This window comes from Akkermansiaceae bacterium (genome assembly GCA_017798145.1).
GTDB lineage: Bacteria > Verrucomicrobiota > Verrucomicrobiia > Verrucomicrobiales > Akkermansiaceae > Luteolibacter.
Genome location: CP059069.1, coordinates 2,355,773 through 2,372,438, shown reverse-complemented (window position 1 = coordinate 2,372,438; position 16,666 = coordinate 2,355,773). Strand labels below are relative to the sequence as shown.

General features: G+C 61.5%; 12 protein-coding genes. 5 read left to right on the top strand and 7 right to left on the bottom strand.

Annotation, left to right across the window (positions count from 1 at the left end; genetic code table 11):
• Nucleotides 1–49: 49 nt before the first annotated feature.
• Nucleotides 50–520 (bottom strand): 50S ribosomal protein L9, encoded by a 471-nt coding sequence (locus HZ994_10070; GenBank protein ID QTN32662.1) that lies wholly within the window; start codon nt 518–520, stop codon nt 50–52.
• Nucleotides 521–699: 179 nt separating this feature from the next.
• Here HZ994_10070 and dinB point away from each other — a divergent pair, with 179 nt between their 5' ends.
• A complete protein-coding gene (gene dinB, locus HZ994_10065; GenBank protein QTN32661.1) occupies nt 700–1,752 on the top strand; it encodes a DNA polymerase IV in 1,053 nt (350 codons plus the stop codon).
• A 76-nt stretch (nt 1,753–1,828) separates the two neighbouring features.
• Here the strand turns inward: dinB and HZ994_10060 are convergent, their stop codons facing one another.
• Nucleotides 1,829–2,791, bottom strand: coding sequence for a hypothetical protein (locus tag HZ994_10060; GenBank protein QTN32660.1), 963 nt, complete (start codon nt 2,789–2,791; stop codon nt 1,829–1,831).
• Nucleotides 2,792–3,100: 309 nt separating this feature from the next.
• Between HZ994_10060 and HZ994_10055 the strand changes: the two genes are divergently transcribed.
• Nucleotides 3,101–3,841, top strand: a complete 741-nt coding sequence (locus HZ994_10055; GenBank protein QTN32659.1) for a methyltransferase domain-containing protein — start codon at nt 3,101–3,103, stop codon at nt 3,839–3,841.
• 116 nt (nt 3,842–3,957) lie between these two features.
• Nucleotides 3,958–5,214: a replication-associated recombination protein A gene (locus HZ994_10050; protein QTN34364.1), complete on the top strand. Its 1,257-nt coding sequence runs from the start codon at nt 3,958–3,960 to the stop codon at nt 5,212–5,214.
• Nucleotides 5,215–5,284: 70 nt separating this feature from the next.
• Here the strand turns inward: HZ994_10050 and HZ994_10045 are convergent, their stop codons facing one another.
• Complete coding sequence (locus HZ994_10045; protein ID QTN32658.1) at nt 5,285–6,082, bottom strand: DUF4190 domain-containing protein; 798 nt, start codon at nt 6,080–6,082, stop codon at nt 5,285–5,287.
• A 290-nt stretch (nt 6,083–6,372) separates the two neighbouring features.
• On the opposite strand from HZ994_10045, the gene HZ994_10040 reads away from it, so the two are divergent.
• Together HZ994_10040 and ftsY are read left to right on the top strand one after the other, a co-directional pair.
• The gene (locus HZ994_10040) at nt 6,373–9,117 is read left to right on the top strand and encodes a PDZ domain-containing protein (protein ID QTN32657.1); all 2,745 of its coding nucleotides are present in this window, start codon (nt 6,373–6,375) and stop codon (nt 9,115–9,117) included.
• Between the two features lie 92 nt (nt 9,118–9,209).
• Entirely contained in the window at nt 9,210–10,061 is an 852-nt protein-coding gene (gene ftsY, locus HZ994_10035; protein QTN32656.1) for a signal recognition particle-docking protein FtsY, read from the top strand.
• 193 nt (nt 10,062–10,254) lie between these two features.
• On the opposite strand, the gene HZ994_10030 is transcribed toward ftsY, so the two are convergent.
• The 4 genes from HZ994_10030 to HZ994_10015 form a co-directional block, all read right to left on the bottom strand.
• A complete protein-coding gene (locus tag HZ994_10030; protein ID QTN32655.1) occupies nt 10,255–11,472 on the bottom strand; it encodes a bifunctional folylpolyglutamate synthase/dihydrofolate synthase in 1,218 nt (405 codons plus the stop codon).
• Nucleotides 11,473–12,167: 695 nt separating this feature from the next.
• Nucleotides 12,168–12,704, bottom strand: a complete 537-nt coding sequence (locus tag HZ994_10025; protein ID QTN32654.1) for an ankyrin repeat domain-containing protein — start codon at nt 12,702–12,704, stop codon at nt 12,168–12,170.
• Nucleotides 12,705–13,094: 390 nt separating this feature from the next.
• The gene (locus HZ994_10020) at nt 13,095–13,835 is read right to left on the bottom strand and encodes a hypothetical protein (protein ID QTN32653.1); all 741 of its coding nucleotides are present in this window, start codon (nt 13,833–13,835) and stop codon (nt 13,095–13,097) included.
• 38 nt (nt 13,836–13,873) lie between these two features.
• Entirely contained in the window at nt 13,874–16,144 is a 2,271-nt protein-coding gene (locus tag HZ994_10015) for a sigma-70 family RNA polymerase sigma factor (GenBank protein QTN32652.1), read from the bottom strand.
• Nucleotides 16,145–16,666: the final 522 nt, after the last annotated feature.

The following is a 16,666-nucleotide window of genomic DNA, read 5'->3' as shown; positions in this document are numbered from 1 at the left end:
GGTTCCAATCGGAACCGGCTTTTTTTTGCTGAAAGCTGAAGATTGGAAGTCAGGCCTCCTCGGCCACATCGCCGGCATCGACGGTGATTGTGAGCTGTGCGCTGACCTGCGGGTTGAGCTTGATCTCCACCACGGTCTTGCCGGATGTCTTGATCGGTTTTTCGAGCTGGATCGTGTGGCGGTCCACGCTGATCCCAGCGGCCTCGAGCTCCTTGTGTATGTCGATGCTGGTGACGGATCCGAAGGCCTTGCCGCCCTGGCCGGTGGAAAGGGTGAAGGACGGCTTGAGCTTGCCGATCTTGGTTGCGAGCTCCTGGGCGACGACGAGTTCCTCGGCCTCACGCTGGGCCCGGGCGGACTTGAGCGCCTCGACGTGGCGGAGGTTCGCCTTGGTGGCCTCATAGGCCATGCCTTGCGGGACGAGATAGTTGCGTGCGTATCCGGCGCGGACTTTCACGACGTCTGCTTCGGCTCCGAGGCCTTCGATTTTTTCTTTGAGGATGACTTGTGCGTTGGCCATGGTGGGAGTGTTTTGTTGGGAAACGGGCGGCGGATTTAGGCTCGGGCGCGGGCCAGGTCAAGGAGAATCCTTGTTTTTTTGGGATGCCGCGGGGGACGCGGGCTGGCGATGGGGTGAAATGAATGGCATGGCTTGCGGGCGAACTTGCGCCCCGCGGGGTCTGCGCGTTAGCTTGCGGCATGGTGGCGGCCAGTGCCCGGAAGATCATCCATATCGACATGGATTGCTTCTACGCGGCCATCGAGGAACGCGATGACCCCTCACTGCGCGGCAAGCCGCTGGGCGTCGGCGGGAACGGCAGGCGCGGTGTGCTCACAACGGCGAACTACGAGGCGCGCAAGTCCGGATGCCGCTCGGCAATGCCGGTTTTCATGGCATTGGAGAAATGCCCGGAGCTGCGCATCGTGCCGGTGCGCTTCGATGTTTACAAACGCGACAGTGCCCGGATCCGGGAGATCCTCTCGCGTTTCACCCACCTCATCGAGCCGCTCTCGCTCGACGAGGCGTATCTGGATGTGAGCCACAACCCGGAGCCCGGCACCATCATCGCCTCGCGCATCCGCCAGCTCATCCGGGAGGAAACGGGGCTGACCGCCTCCGCCGGGATCGCGCCAAACAAGCTGATCGCGAAGATCGCCAGCGATTGGAAAAAGCCCGACGGGCAGTTCACCGTTTCACCGGCGGATGCCGCGGAGTTCATGCGCGGATTGCCGCTGCGGAAAATCCCCGGGGTCGGCGGCAAGATGGCCGAGAAGCTTTCGGGGATGGGTGTTGAGACATGCCACGGATACCGCAGCACGGACAAATTCGAGTGGGTTCGGCGGCTTGGCGGTTATGGGGCGGAGCTCTGGGAGCGCTGCTGGGGACGCGACGAGCGCCCGGTTAACCCAGACAGCCCGCGGAAATCCCTGAGCATCGAAAACACCTTTTCCGAAAACCTCCACGGACTCGCGGCGCTTGGCCGGGAGATGAAGGCCATGCTCGATGAGCTGGAAGTGAAGCTCGCAACCCGGCATGCGGATCGCAAGGTGCGGTCGCTTGTGGTGAAACTGAAGTTTTCCGACTTCCAGCGCACCACGGCGGAACGCGCGCATGGGGAGATGGACGCCGGGATTTTCCGCGAGCTGCTGGAAGAGGCGGAATCGCGCTCCGGCGGCAAGCCCAGCCGGCTGCTTGGCGTCGGCGTCCGCTTCCACGATCTGCCGGAAGCGGAGCAGATGGAGCTTTTCTGAAACCGGGAGCCCTATATCCGGACACGGAAAATCCCGGGAGGAAGCTTCCCCCCGGGACTCGCCGTCACAACAAAAATCAGAATCTCCAGACAAGATCGAGCGTGATGCGATCTTCGATGATGCCGTCGTCCTCGGGAGTGAGCGGGATCTCGTAGGCGAATCCGAGGTCGACCCCGTCGGCGACGCGCGAGCGGAAACCGAACGCGGCGGTGACCAGATCACGGTTTGAGCCGGAGTTGGCCGCACCGAAATTCAGCAGGTCGGAGCCCTCAAAGGTCGCCACCACCGGCACGAGGCCGCCTGCCTGCGAATTGAATGCACCGGCACCATCACCGGGGCTCAGGACATGGTGCCAGTTCAGCTCTACGAGAGGGATGAACCACGGCGTGACCTCGTAGCTGGCGTGCATGCTGACGAAGGAACTGGACGACTGGTCGTCACTGACTGCGAAACGCCCGCCAACGGCACCGGCCAGCTGGAGATCGTCGTACATTTTCAGTGCGGAAACGATGAGGTTCACCATCCCTTCTCCCTGGCCTTGGAAGACATCGTCGTTGCCGGTCGGCAATTCGACAACGGCTGTTCCGCTGAGGACGAACTCATTGGCCGGATCGTAGATGAAGGCGTACTTCAGGCCCGCTCCGAGATTGGCGAAGCCGGATTCGTTGCCCCACAGGCCGTTGCCGGGGTTGATATCGACGAAACCGTCTTTCGTTGCGACGATGGAGAGCCGCTCGCTCAGGGCGTACTCGAACTGCAGCGCATAGACCTGAACATCCCCGCCCATGGGCAGGTTGCCGAGCGGCGTGGTGTTCACCGTGCTCGGCAGGTTGTGGTGCATGAAGATCGGGTGGATGTTCGTCGTCGGCAGGGCGAGGTCGAACAGGGTGGGGTTCGATATCGGGCGGCGAACCCCCTCGAATGCCGATTCCGGATCGCCGGCCGCCACCGGGACTTCCATGATGCTTCCCGAATATGCCTGGCCTGCGAAAGCCGCCAGGATGCCCGCTGTCATTGCTGTCTTGTATCTGTTTTTCATGTGGTTATGTTTGGTGAATCTTATGCAATCTCATTCACGTAAATTTTTTCGTGAATGAGAATGCGCGAATATCTAATCGCATTTTAAGGGGTGTCAAAAAAAATTTGCATAAATCGCGTCGGAATCATCCGGTGCGGGATCAGGATACCTTTCCCACGCCATGCGCGCTACGCAGCGCCTCCCCATGGCTGTGCATTTCATGCTGCCCCGGAGCCTCCGCGGATGGCCGTTCCGTCACCACCTTTCCCAAGGCCGGGGCTGGAATTCCTGCTTCCCTGCGGCTCGCCATTCCCTTAGGTGTTCCTCGACGTGAGAAAGACCGGCGATTTCCAGACCCGCTTCCAGAAGATCTCCGTCTGGAAATCGCCTCTCTCCACCGAGTTCCGCGTGGCCGGGGCCATCCATGCCTCGTTCCACCAAAAACGTTTCCTCACCGGCCTTGCCTGGGATCTCATTGCGGCGGGTGCGCTGCTCCACCCCTCCGGGAAACCCGCATCCGTACTAATGCTCGGCGTTGCGGGCGGAACCGCGCTGCGCACCCTGCGCCACCTGCTGCCGGAGGCTGAGCTCACCGGCATCGATCTCGATGCCGAGCTCATCGCCCTCGCCCGCGAGGAGATGGAACTCGGGGAAAGCGGCGCGGAGATCGTCATCGCCGATGCCTACTCCTGGATGAAATCCAACACCCGGAAGTTCGATGTCATCATCGACGATCTCTACCTTGCGGGCGATGAGGATGTGTTCCGCGCGGAAACCTGCGATGGGAATTGGCTCGGGCTCACACAGCGCTCCCTGGCACCCGGCGGCATCCTTGCGATCAACCTTGTCACCGGCTCCGGCCACCGGGCGAAGCAAAGCGCGACGCGCAGGCTCATCTGCGGGCGTTTCCCCTGTGTCCGCTCGCTGCGCTCCGAGGAAAGCATGAACGAGATCCTGGTTGCCGGGGAAAACGTTGCCGCCGGATCGGCCTTGCGGCGACATGCCGGAGCCTTCACCGACTGGCGCGACCGCATGTTCTGGAACCGCATCACGGGCCGGAAACTGAGGTGAACTCTTCCTTGGAGTTTGAAGTTTAGAAATTAAGGTTTCCGGCAGTGTCCGATCTTTTCTCCAGCCCCCAGCCGAAAACAGGCAAGGCGGAAATCCGCGAGCCGCTCGCCGCCCGGATGCGCCCGCGCACGCTCGGCGAGGTGCTCGGCCAGGATCATATCCTCGGTGAGGGCAAGCTCCTCCGCCGCGCCATCGAGGCGGACCGCTTCGCCTCCCTCATCTTCTACGGCCCGCCGGGCACGGGGAAAACCTCGCTCGCCAATGTCATCGCCAAGACCACCGGCTCGCGCTTCGAGTCGCTCAACGGCGTTGAGTCAAACGTCGCCGAAATCCGCGAAAAGATCGCCCAGGCGAAGATGAACCAAGACCTGCGCGGAGAGACAACCATCCTTTTCATCGACGAGATCCACCGCTTCAACAAAGCCCAGCAGGATGTCCTCCTGCCCCACCTGGAGCGCGGCACCGTCCGCTTCATCGGCGCAACCACCCACAACCCCTACTTCTACGTCAACTCCCCCCTCGTATCCCGCTCCCAGATTTTCCAACTGGAGGCCGTCGATGAAAGTTCCATCAGGAAGCTCCTGGAAAATGCCATCGCCGATCCCGAACGCGGCCTCGGGAAAATGGAAATCACCCACGAACCGGAAGCCCTCGCCCATCTGGCGAAGCTCTCCGACGGCGACGTCCGCAAAGCACTCACCGCCCTTGAGCTCGCCACCGTTTCCCCAGGGGGAAACATCCACATCACCCTCGCCATCGCCGAGGAATCAATCCAGCGCAAGGCCGTCCACTACGGCGAGGACGGCCACTACGACACGATCTCAGCCTTCATCAAATCGATCCGCGGCTCCGATCCCGATGCCGCCCTCTACTGGCTCGCCAAGATGCTCCACGCCGGCGAAGACCCGCGCTTCATCTCCCGCCGCCTCGTCATCTCCGCTTCCGAGGACATCGGCCTTGCAGACAGCGGAGCCCTGAGGGTCGCCCTCGACGCCCACCACGCCCTCGAATTCGTCGGCATGCCCGAAGGCCGCATCCCCCTCGCCCACGCCACCGTCTATCTGGCGACCTCCCCGAAATCCAACACCACCTACAAAGCCCTCGGGGCCGCGATCTCGGATGTGGAAACCGGCCGCACCCTCGCCGTGCCGGAGCGCCTCCGCACCCCGACCTCGAAGAAACTCACCGGCAAGCCCGAGGACGCCATGCGCTACCTCTACTCCCACGATTACGAAGGCCACTACGTCCCCCAGGCCTACCTCCCCGAAGGCCGCACCTACTACCACCCCGGCGACCAAGGCCTCGAAAAACGGATCAAGGAAAGGCTGGAGTTCTGGAGGAACTCCGCCAAAGCCACCGATCCCGGGCATTGAACAGGGTGATCCCAACGATATCCGGGCACCTGGCAATAAGCCCGCCCCCCCCTGCGCGGCCATGGGAATCTCAAGGCATTTCCAAGTCCTCGAAATAACCTTCGGTCATCATATCCCCGCCCTCTCCGCCGAGAAACACGCCGATCACTTTTCCCGTCAGGCCGGATACCACCGGCGAGCCGCTCCCTCCCTGGCCGACGAACGGTTTCTCCGCACTGAACCAGTGCCCTTCCAAGAAGGAATAGCGGGTGACATGCGCCTTCACGGCCTTGTCATCGATCAGCAGAAACACCGGATCGCCCACCGACACGCTCGGATTGCCGTCATGGATGAGCGGCGATGGATCCGGGAAAACCTTCTCGTCATAGGAAAGCACCTGGATGTCGGTTCCCTCATGCACCTGCCCGGTGATCGGGATGTCCGTCTCAAGATCCGGCGCCAGCATCGTGGCCGGCGCCTTGCCATCAAACTGATGGAGCGAGCAGGCGATGAAACGCTTGCCGCCGCTCTCGAAGTGAAACCCCGAGCCTGACAAGCCCTCACCGATCATCGTCTCGTATTCCGGGGCCGATGCCACGAAGGGCTTCGGCTTTGTGGAAAGGTGCGCGAAAACCATCAGGACGCCGAAAAACAGGATCCCGAACGCGCCCAGAACCGTTCCCGCGATGGCCATGCCCTTGGGTCTCTGGCCCTGCTTGGCCAAGACCAGGGAGATGATCCCGAAGATCAGCGCCAGCGGCGAAAGGAACAACGACAGGCAGGGAACCATGCCGATGATGCCGAGCACGAGCGATGCGATCGAAAGGCCGGACGGGCCTGGCCGCGTCTGGGGCATGGGAAGGATCGTTTGGCCGTTGGTTTGGATCATCTTGTGGAAGTGGGTTGCTGCGGAAGCTCGATTAGAACCGCAGCACAGACCGGGACAAGCGGATTATTGGCTTCCAAGGTCGCGGCGCTGGCAGCCACAGCCTCCACCGCTCCGTTCATCCACGCATTTTTTCCGCCTTTTTGCGGCCACATCCTGCCCAAAGCCTATCGCTTCCAAGGGATGGGCGCCCTGCATCGCATCCCTCACGGCTCCGGCCGCCTTTCACCCTTCCTTTGATCGCAGCCCCTGCTATCTTCCGGGCAATCGCGCGCACGCAAACATCCCAAGACATGAAACAGGCCAAACCACAATCCCCACGGGCCATCGCCGCCTCCTGGGCAGCCATCGCCCTCGCATTCGCACCCTCCGCACAGGCACAGGGCGAGCAGAACTACTACACGCCGGAGAACACACCGATTTTCAACCCCTTTCCGGAAAACACCGGCCGCAACGGCAGCAGGCCATGGCTTGTCAGGAACCTCGGCCCGGTCGGGATCGGCATCAACCTGATCCGCCCCGGAATGACCATGCAGATCCACAACGTGGAGCCCGGCTCCCCTGCCGAAAAGACCGGCAAGCTCAAGAAAGGCCAGATCATCGAGAGCATCAACGGCAGGGTGCTGGAGAAAATCGATCCGCGCATCATCCTCGGCGACATCATCACCGAAGCCGAGGCGAAGGACGGCAGTGTTGTCCTGAAAATCAAGGATGAGGGCGATGTCACCGTGAACATCCCGGTGATGGGCGCATACAGCCCCACATGGCCGGTCAACTGCCCCAAGTCCGATAAGATTGTCAGGAACCTCGCCGACCTCATCGCGAAACAGGACGCACCCAAATGGGGCTCGGTCATTTTCCTGCTCTCTACCGGCGAGGACAAGGATCTCGAGGTGGTGAAACGCTGGATGAAGGACATCAAGAACCTCGGCGGGATGAATTGGTCGAGGGGTTACATGGGCTGGGGGCTTTGCGAATATTACCTGCGCACCGGCGACGCGAGCGTGCTCCCCATCATCAAGCAAGAGACCGAGGAACTCAGGAAGCACATGTTCAGCGGCGGCTGGAGCGGACGCGGTGCGCCGGCGTCATTCACCTACTCCGTCGGCACCGGGCAGGTCCACGCCTCCGGTGTCAACTGCATGACCTTCCTCATCATGGCCAAGCTCTGCGGCGTGGAGGTGGACAAATACATGTTCGATGAGACTTTCTCACAGTTCTACCGCTTCGCCGGCCACGGCAACGTCGCCTACGGAAACACCCTCCCCGAGGGCGGCTTCCGCGACAACGGCAAGACCAGCGGCCTGGCGCTCGGGCTCGGTGCTGCGGCCATGGTTGACCCGAAGGGCGAGGACTCGGTGTTCGCAAAAGCCCGCGACAACTCGGCGATGAAAGCCTTCTACGCCACCAACTGGTTCCACGCCGCCCACACCGGCGGCGGCATGGGCGAGATCTGGCACCACGCCGCCGTCAGCCAGATGCGCGAGAAACGCCCCACTCCCTACCGCTCCTACCTCGACACCCGCCGCTGGGTCATGGATCTCTCCCGCCGCTTCGACGGCGGCATCGGCATCGCCGGCATGGACGACCGCTACGACCGCTCCGCCACCGAGGACAACATGGACTGGGGCACCTTTTTCGCCCTCACCTACACCTACCCCCGCAAAACACTCCAGCTCTTCGGCGCACCCCGCAGCAAGTTCGCGAAAAACATGCCCCTCGAGCGCCCCTGGGGCAACGCGGCCGACGACGCCTTCCACTCCATCGAACCCATCCCCGGCGGCGGACCGCTCACCCTTGAGGACCTGCTCAACGAGACCGTGGTGAAGGACGCATCCGTGGCTGCCATCGCCGCGCTCACCGCCCCGGATCTGGCCGACGAAACCCTCCTCCGCTACATCCAGCACCCGGAATACGACCTCCGCAGCATGGCCATGGATCAGGTGGTGCGGCGCGGCAAGGTGGAGCTGGTCGTCCCTCTGCTGAAATCCGACGACCCGCGCCTGCGCCAGGCGGGCCTGCTGGCCCTGACCGGGATGTTCAAGGGCAGCCCCCTTCCGCCCGACAAGGTGACTCCCGAAATGCTGGATCTCGCCGGACGTATGGTCGAGAACCCCGATGAATCGTGGTGGGTCGCCCTACACGCCATCAATGCCCTGGCCCGCGCCAACCCCGAGGTGATCGCCAAGCACCGCGAGCGCCTGCTGGAATTCCTCGACTACAAATGCACATGGTTGCAGCCCGCCGCCGTGGTCGCCCTCTCGAAGATCGCCACCGACCCCGCGCATTACAAAACCGTGCTGCCGGCCATCGTCAGGGTATCGTCCGCTTTCCGGGTGGATCACGCCTCATACCAGACCTCGAAGGCCATCTCCGATGCATTGAAAACAGCCAGCCCCGAGGTGAAAGCCTTTGCTTCCGCGCTGCTCAAGGAAACCTACGCATCCATGCCGCCCGTGCTCGCGGAGCCGAACACGGGCGCCGTCCTCGGGGGAGGCGGCAGGGTCGTCCGCTCCCGGATCGGCGATGTACTGCGGCAGACACCCGGCGGCGAGGAATTCGTCCACCGTATCCCCAAAACCACGCTCGCCTCATACATCAGCGGCAAGGATGAGGACATGTATTCCTACGACGGGAAATTCATCCCCAACCCGGCGCTTGTCGGCACCTGGGCATGGGCGGTTTGGCCGCAACCGGCGAACCCGTCCGAAATCGACAAGTGCATCGCCAACTATCTCAAGGGGAAAAAAGGCAAGGATCCCACCAAGGTCGAGGGTTCCAAGGATACGCTCCAGCTCCTCGATGGCGGGAAAACCGCCAGGTCGAAATACTTCGGCGGCTATTTCTGGTCGGGCGACATGCTCATCGGCGACAACGACGGCCAGGCGCTCAAGATGGAGCTTCGCAAGGTCGACGGCGTGGATTTCCTCATCATCGAAAAGGGCGGCTACAATGTCGCCCCTGTCACCGAGGAGCAGGCGACCGCCAAGGTGCCTGCGGACTGGCACTGCGGATTCCATATATACGTCAGGCAGTGACCGGCATCCCTCCGCGCGCCCCGTCCCCTTGAGACGGGGCGCCTCCATACCACCTTGACCCGCCGCCGCCACCCGCTAGCTTCCCGCCACACATGGCAGGCTTTTTCAGGAAACTCTTCAACGCGATCACCGACCGCGCCGATGTCGATTGGGACGAGCTGGAGGCCAACCTCATCGCCGCCGACCTTGGCGCCAAGCTGGCCACGGGCATCACCGACGAACTCCACGATCTCGGGCGCGAAATCTCCGCCGGGGATGTGGTGGAAGTCACCCGCAGGCGGCTCTCGGAATTGCTTCCCGCCGATCTCCCCCCGCCCGCCCCGCGCGCCGATGGGAAACCCACGGTGATCCTCGTGGTTGGCGTCAACGGCACGGGCAAAACCACCTCTTCCGCCAAGCTCGGCCTGTGGCTGAAACACCGCGGCCACTCCGTCATGCTTGCCGCCGCGGATACCTTCCGCGCCGCCGCCGTCGAGCAACTCCAGCGCTGGGGCGAACGCCTCGACATCCCCGTCATCACCGGAAAACCCAACTCCGACCCCTCTTCCGTCTGCTTCGCCGCCCACGAAAAGGCCGTCGCCGGACAAGCGGACTTCCTCATCTGCGACACCGCCGGGCGCATCCACACCCGCCACAACCTCATGGAGGAACTCGGGAAAATCCGCCGCACCCTCGCCAAGCAGGATCCATCCGCACCCCACATTACCCTGCTTGTCGTGGATGCCTCCACCGGCTCCAACGCCCTCAACCAAGCCAGGGAATTCCACAAGGCCAGCCCGCTGGACGGCCTCATCATCACCAAGCTCGACGGCTCCGGCAAAGGCGGCATCGCCTTCAACATCTACGAACAGCTCGGCATCGTGCCCCGCTTCATAGGCACCGGCGAGGAACCGGAGGCGTTCTCCGTTTTCGCAAAAGACCGCTTCGTCAGCGAGGTTCTCTAGGGAACCTTTTCCGACCAGGATGCCGGAAATGCGACACGCCTGCGAGCCCTTCCGCACCCCCGTCCTCCATCAAAGGCCTGGCAGGCCATTCCATCGCGGTGATGCGGTTGATCCCATCCCCCGCAGAAAGCGCCATGGCTCCTCGGACTTCCTTTGGGATGACGACATGGAATTTCGGTGAAAGGAGAGAGAACTACTGCGCGCTCGCCAAAAACTCCCCGCCCAGCAACTCCGCGCGCGCCTCACCCACCAAATAGAGCGATCCGGCCACCAGCACCGGGCCGCCGTGTTTCCGCGCCGCTTCCATCGCATCGTGGAAATTCCCGTGGCAATCCGCCTCCGCCCCCTCCGGCAATGCATGGAGCAAATCCTCCACCGGCAAGCCCCGCATGGTTCCGACCTTGCAGAAAATCATCCGCGCCGTCAGCCCGGCCAGCTCCGCCAGTATCCCGGAAACGTCCTTCGATTCCACCGCGCCGAAGAGCAAGGTCCCTTTTCCCCCGCCGATTTCCGCCAGCCACGTCTGCCGCAGCACCTTGGCCGCATGGGGATTGTGGGCGCCATCGAGGATCACCTCCGTGCCTTCCGAAAGGATCCTCTCGAACCTCCCGGGCCACGAAACCTTGCCCAGCCCCTCCACGACGCTTTCATATCCCAGCCTCATCCCCAGCTTGTGCAGCGCGGCCAGCGCCAGCGCGGCGTTCCATTTCTGGTGCTCCCCAGCAAGGCCGATCCCATATCCCTCCAGCGGCGCCCCGATGAAATCCAGCGGCGTCCTGCGCTCGTTCGCCTCCTTCTCCAGCACAAGCTTCGCCTCCGTATCCTGCGGCGACGAAACGGCCGGCACCCCCTCCAGGAAAATCCCCGCCTTCTCCGCCGCCACTTTCCCCAAGGTGTCGCCCAGCCACTGCATGTGATCCAGCCCGATCGGCGAGATCACGCAGACATCCGCCGGCACCGCCGTGGTCGCATCCAGCCGCCCGCCCATCCCGGTCTCCAGGATGATGAGCTCGCAGTCCCTTTCGCGGAACCAGCGCATAGCCACCGCCAGGCTGATCTCGAAAAACGTCGGGTGCACCTCCAGCCGCTCGCATACGGCCCGAACCTCCGTCAGCAGCTCCGCACACCGTTCCTTCGGAATCATCAGGCCGGAAACCCGCATCCGCTCCCGGTAGTCGATCAGGTGCGGGGAGGTGAAAAGCCCCGTGCGCCTCCCGCAAGCCCGCGCCACGCTGTCCATCATCGCACAGGTGCTACCCTTCCCGTTCGTCCCCGCAACATGTGCCACCTGCACCCCGTGCGCCGGAAAGGCCAAGCATTCCTTCAGCAGGTTCCTCGGCCCATCCAGCCCCAGCTTGATCCCGAAGGTCTGCGTCCCGAACAGCCAATCTATCGCTTCCTCATAGTCCATGTGCCTGCCGCTAGGCTCCCCCAAAAAATCGGAATTCAAAATCCAAAATTCAACAATCGGACGCCGGGTTTCCGGGCAAGGGACCCGCTCAAGCCACATTCGGCAAACCTCGCAAGACTTTGCCCAATGCCGGCTGGGGTCATGGCGGAACGGGAGGGGAGCCCTTACAGGGTGGGGAATCTATGGATATCATAGGATTCTTTGGGCAACTGGATTTTCCGGGTTACCCAGAATGACAGGTGACGACACATGACTTTGTCAGAAATCCGTCAGAAAAACCGCCATTCTGTCCCGGAAGGGCGGATGAATTTGAAACACGGGCCGACAGGAGCCGGCTTCCCGGAAATCCGGTGGCTGGCTTTTCTGGTCAGGTTTTCGTCCATCCGTCGCACGTCTGCCAGATTGGTGCCTTCGATCAAGGGCTGGTTGCCGAAATGGGCCTCTACGGCACGACGAGCTGGCACAACACAGCGAAGGGCAGAACCGAATGGGAGTGTCCTAACCGCGAACCAGACGCCCCAGCCGAAAACGCCAGACGGCGAGGGATGGACGATAGCTGGTTCGATGGGAAGCATGTGGATGCTCAGGACGGGCTTCGGCCCGCTCCTCACGCGGGCTCGTCCCGCGTCTGAACGGAACCGCCGTGTACGGACCCGTACGCACGCTGGTATGGGACCCGTGGCTGGCTCTCGGAGTCAGTCACGGGGACCCGATTCGCTAGCCTCCAATTCCGCCCTCGTCTTGCCGCCATGTTTGCGAAGAAGAGCTGCTGTCTCTGGTTCCCCTGCGGACATTGCTCTATCCAGCGCAGTTTGTGTCCGACCCGAATACAACATAAGATTCACATCGGCACCTTTTGAAATCAATAGCTGCACAATTTCCTTGTGACCACTTCTTGCCGCACGGGCTAATGCCGCATCGCCTGCGCTATCCTGTGCATCAAGGTCGGCGCCTGCCGAGACCAACAACTCCACTATCTTGGTGTAACTCTTCTCCCTGGCCTGCATATCCGGACGGGGGTCCCGTAGAAGATCTCCAGCGAACGCAGTCGCAGTATAGAGGGGAGGTTTGTCTGCGGGAAGATTGACATCTGCCCCAGCGTCAATTTGTGCTTTCACCGAGTCAATATCTCCAGTCATTGCTGCGACTTCGAGTGATGAGCTGCTTTTGTTGCAGCCAACAAGGGAGATAACAACGACTATGGAGGCGATGATGGGTATTGTGATTTTCATATTGTAGAGAACTTCAAAAATGAGGAAAGGATAGGTTGGACTTGCAGGGCGCAGCGAACGAGAGACGTTACCTGACCGTTGGTTTCCACTCAATGTGGTGTGCTGGGAAATTGTCTTGCCGGACTATTATTCGCCTCCGCCGCTATTATTGCTTTTAGAACTGCAAACTGCCAGAGAAAGCAAACCTCCTGCGATTAGTATCGCCTGAGGAGTAAAACCTGCGGCGACCTCTCCCCAACTTGATGACACTTTCGGGCTTAATGCTGTGATCATTAATGCAAGACCTGTCAAAATCGATCCGATCGAAGCGAAGATGCAGAGTAAGGCAAGTGGATTGTTCTTCATATATTTTTTGTGGTGCTATTGTGTTTTTCAGTCAAGAGGATCTGTTCATTTTCCAGCGCCACCTTGTTCTCCTTTGTTCGGTTCCAGACGGGTGACGTCCGCCTTGTCCAACCTGAGGTTGAAGACAGGGTTGGGGGACTCTTCCAGGTAATAGATCGCGACGAGGCCCATGGCTTTCGAATACCGCTTTTTGAAGCGCGAGAAATCGTCAATCGCGGCACGCAGCCTGATCCGTTCGCCAGCCTTGAAGGCAACATCATCAATCTCAGCGATAGTGATGGAAAATCCTAATCGCCCACTCTTCTCCTCTCCGCCATTCGCAACCGTGGCGAACTTGGGGATGAACTCCATGGACTTGTCGTAGCTGGCCTTGGCGTCGCTTGCGAGCTCGAATTCCCAGTCGATGTAGGGTCCCCCGGAGCCAATCAGCTCAGATGCTTCGTATTGGATCGTGCCTTTGGCGGCATTGAAATCCACCACGCCGCCGTAGCCATCGGTGATGACTTCAACCCACCCCGATTCGCCTTCAAGTCGCTTTTTGAATTCCTCTTCCTTCGGAATATCCGCCGTCTCAACGAGCTTCCGAAGTATGGCATCGAACCTGGCGATGTCCCTCTGCCAGTCCTTCCAAACTGGAATGTATCTGACGCTCTTGTCGCTGCCACCATCGACCGGAGGTTTGCCTGATGATTCGCCCGTGTTTGGTTCGGCGCTGGTGACCGCAACAAGCCCGAAGACTGCAATGCCGAGCAGCGGGAATGGAGAAGATGGTTTAACAGTTTTCATGTTGGCGGTTTGATTGATCGTCGAGGCGGGGGAAGATGTCACTTTTTCTCTTCCGCGGTCTTGAGGCCCTCAAGGATGAAGCGATACCCTTGCTGGGCGGACCGCTCGTTGAATCGCTTCACCGTTTCGGGATCGACACCATCCGGGTTGGAATAGGTGTTGAACTGGATGCGTCCCGCGGCGTTGGCTTCCTCCAGCCAGGAACGGAACCGCGGGACATCCTGGGGCGCCACCTTGCTTGCCCACACGTTCAGGGTCATGTAATCCATCCGGGGCACTTCTTCTTGGGCCAGGCGAAGCGCCTCGGGCAAGTGGTTCGCGAGCGAGTCGCTGGTGCTCATGATGCTGTCGATCGTGTTTCGCTTCACTTCCGGATCCTTGATCTCCCGGACTAGACGATCGGCGGAGACAAAGTCGGTATGGGCAAGGCGGTCGCTGATCTCGCTCAAGCCGGCGTCGCGAATGTCTCCGGCGGGCTGGGCCGTCACCCATTCGCGGGCCTGCTCCGGCGTTTTCCGGACCCATGACTTGACGACGACACCCACCGCACGCTTCTGCTGGCCGGGATCCTCGATGGCCATGGCGAAGTCAAGGGCACGGGAAGGATCGGCGGTGGCCCAGTCGCTCACGATCCTGTGGACGAGAACTTCGTAGCGTTCATCGGGGATCACGCTCAGGTCGGCGGCCTCTGCGATGGTCTTGTCCGGGTGCTTGAGCTGCCATGCGGGGAGCACTCCCACGAGGGCGTTGGCGCGTTCGCTCGCGTTGGCCATGGCCTTGGCCCGTTCCAGAGCGGCATCGGGATCGGCGCGGGCCCAGATCCTAAACACATGACCAATGTCGGGCACGCGCTTCTTGGTATCCTCGTCCATGGACGCCCAGAATTCGATGGCCTGACGAGGATCCCGCCCCGCCCACTTGCTGAAGGCGCGGTTGAACTCGACACCGAAGTCGTCCCTCTCCTTCTGTGCCTGTGAGTCGCTGCCGGAGATGGCGAGCAACTGCTCCTGCATCCGGCGCAGCCCCGCGGCAGTCTCGGCGGACGAATCAGGGGAGGGTCTCGATTGAAGGCTCTCCAGTCCTTGCTTTATGATCTCCTGGTCCTCGGGTCCGAGATGATCTTTCGCCCATGCCCGGGCCGAGGCCTCATCCTTCGTCAACCAGCAGGCCACCATCTTTCGGGTGAACCAGTCCCCGAATCTATCCGGGAGTTTCCGCGCCCAGCTCATCGCGGCAACCGGATCTTCACCGATCCACGCTTCGGCCAGCATCGTCAGCAGATTCTCCGGTTCGACCGCATAGCCGTGGGCGGTGATCGCTTCGCGGTAAGCTGCGTCCGAGATGTCCATGCCCAGGCGATCACGGATCGCCGCCAGGCGTTTGGCATCGTCGCCGATCAGGAGCACGGATTCCATCAGCGCCCAAAACTCGTCCTCGGACGAGATCCCGGAGAGGGCGGCCACTGGCATTCGTTCCGAAGCCTTGAAGCGGTCTTGGCGCGGCCCGACCGTTGAGAGATCGCGCCCGGCGGCGCGGGATTCCCTGCTTTTCGCGCCATCACTTTGGTTGACGACGTAGGCAGTGGTTCCGACAGCCAACAGGGCGATCACAATGGCGGAGACGACGGTGGCTTTGCTTTTCATCAGGATGGCAAAGGTGGTGAAGGTTGAGGAAAATGTGATGCCATTGGCGCCGGCCGCTTTGCCGGCCAGTTCAATGATGCGGGGCGAAATGCCGGTGCCGTTCGCGGTATCGAGCACCGTGGATAGAAGGGTGGGTGTGAACGTCGCCGCTTTGGCCTCAGCCGTGAAGAGCGCTCCGAGCATCCCGACCGACGCCACCTCGACACCCCGGCGGCCGAGGATTTCCCGCAACATGTCGCGGGCGCGGGACAGCCGGGTGCGCAGGGTGGAGGGCTGGAGATCAAGACGGCGGGCGACCTCGTCGAGCGGAGCGCCCTCGAGGTGGAAGAGCACCAACGGTTGACGGTAGCGATCCGGCAGGCGCTCGAGCGCGGCATCCAGTTCGCGGCGGAATCCGGCGCTCAGGGCGGCGTCCGGGGTGGAGTTCAAGGATTCATTCATGGCGGCTTGCTCACGGCGCTGACGGCTTTCCCTCGACCTCCGGACATCCAGCGACAAGCGCCGGGACACCGTGTGGAGCCAACCGGCCACCGAGGGCTGGCGACTCAACTTTGCAGCCTCGCGGGCGAGGGCGAGGAACGCGGCCTGGGTCACGTCCTGCGCGTCGTGATGGTTGGACAACACCCGCATCGAAACCGCGTGGACCATCGGGCCGTGGCGCTTCACCAGGCTGGCGAAAGCGGCATGGCTCCCGCTGCCGGAAAATTCCTTCAGCAAATTGGCGTCCGTCTTGTGATCCGAAACAGGCATTTCACAGTATACCACGAAGCCGCTGCCTGAAATGTCCCAAAAAAGTTTCGGGATGTCCCGGGCCGAGTTCATTCCTCAACCGACTGCTTCGTCACTCCGTATCATCGGTAGAATCCGGCGACCGGTTGATCCGCTCGGCCTCGGCCTGCATTTCTTCCTGCTTTTGCTGCTGGTTTTCCAGGTTTCGGCCACTCGTGCAGTCATCCTGCATGCCCTGTGCAAAGCCCTTGCACGCCGACCAATTTCGATACGAATCCCGCATCAAACGGCCCCCAAATTTATCGTTTCCCTGCGGATTTTTGTCATTTAGCGCGCTGAGTGACGGCGATGGAAGACGATGGCGGAGCGGTAGGGACTCCGTCTGATGGTGCGCTTTTCTTCGTATTCATGGGCATTGGTGCGTCACGGGGATTTGCCGGTGTCGCACGGTGACGCACG

Bases quoted from the DNA above. Each gene is read 5' to 3' on its own strand.
- HZ994_10070 (QTN32662.1), bottom strand. From the start codon at position 520: ATGGCCAACGCACAAGTCATCCTCAAAGAAAAAATCGAAGGCCTCGGA.
- dinB (QTN32661.1), top strand. From the start codon at position 700: ATGGTGGCGGCCAGTGCCCGGAAGATCATCCATATCGACATGGATTGC.
- HZ994_10060 (QTN32660.1), bottom strand. From the start codon at position 2,791: ATGAAAAACAGATACAAGACAGCAATGACAGCGGGCATCCTGGCGGCT.
- HZ994_10050 (QTN34364.1), top strand. From the start codon at position 3,958: ATGCGCCCGCGCACGCTCGGCGAGGTGCTCGGCCAGGATCATATCCTC.
- HZ994_10045 (QTN32658.1), bottom strand. From the start codon at position 6,082: ATGATCCAAACCAACGGCCAAACGATCCTTCCCATGCCCCAGACGCGG.
- HZ994_10040 (QTN32657.1), top strand. From the start codon at position 6,373: ATGAAACAGGCCAAACCACAATCCCCACGGGCCATCGCCGCCTCCTGG.
- ftsY (QTN32656.1), top strand. From the start codon at position 9,210: ATGGCAGGCTTTTTCAGGAAACTCTTCAACGCGATCACCGACCGCGCC.
- HZ994_10030 (QTN32655.1), bottom strand. From the start codon at position 11,472: ATGGACTATGAGGAAGCGATAGATTGGCTGTTCGGGACGCAGACCTTC.
- HZ994_10025 (QTN32654.1), bottom strand. From the start codon at position 12,704: ATGAAAATCACAATACCCATCATCGCCTCCATAGTCGTTGTTATCTCC.
- HZ994_10020 (QTN32653.1), bottom strand. From the start codon at position 13,835: ATGAAAACTGTTAAACCATCTTCTCCATTCCCGCTGCTCGGCATTGCA.